The sequence below is a fragment of the Burkholderia sp. 9775_39 genome, from assembly GCF_015712225.1.
Lineage (GTDB): Bacteria > Pseudomonadota > Gammaproteobacteria > Burkholderiales > Burkholderiaceae > Burkholderia > Burkholderia cenocepacia.
Genome location: NZ_JACCQC010000088.1, coordinates 1 through 440, shown reverse-complemented (window position 1 = coordinate 440; position 440 = coordinate 1). Strand labels below are relative to the sequence as shown.

Below are 440 nucleotides of genomic sequence, written 5' to 3'. Positions count from 1 at the left end.
CTCCTTTCCCCTGGTACCCGTATCACCCGTTTGAGTCCATTCGCCGGGGCTGAGACAAGCACAACCCGTCTTGCTGTCCAGGGGACGGCAGAGCCTTTCGCAATAAATTTTTCCCGGCCATTCCGCTGCGCTTCATTAGACCGAAAAAAATTTCCCGCTCACCCCCCGACCTCTGCACCGGGCCGTGCTCGTTTACGCCCTCGCGGCGAACGGCTCTCAAACGGGTGAAGGTTATATCCAGGGGGCAGGTTCAGCAGGTTCCCGCAAAACGTCAAAACCGCGGCCCCGGCAACTCAACGGGTGATGGTTTTAAAAGGCAAAACAACGGATTAAGGAGATTCATCATGGCAGCACGTGGCGTTAACAAAGTCATTCTGGTTGGACATCTGGGACAGGACCCGGAAGTGCGTTACATGCCCAACGGGGGCGCAGTGGTCAAT

The 440-nt window shown here is 56.4% G+C and carries 1 protein-coding gene; it reads left to right on the top strand.

Going from position 1 to position 440, the window contains the following annotated elements; genetic code table 11:
* Positions 1-344: 344 nt before the first annotated feature.
* The coding region (locus tag H0X90_RS35380; protein ID WP_196438442.1) for a single-stranded DNA-binding protein at positions 345-440 on the top strand (96 nt) is incomplete at its 3' end.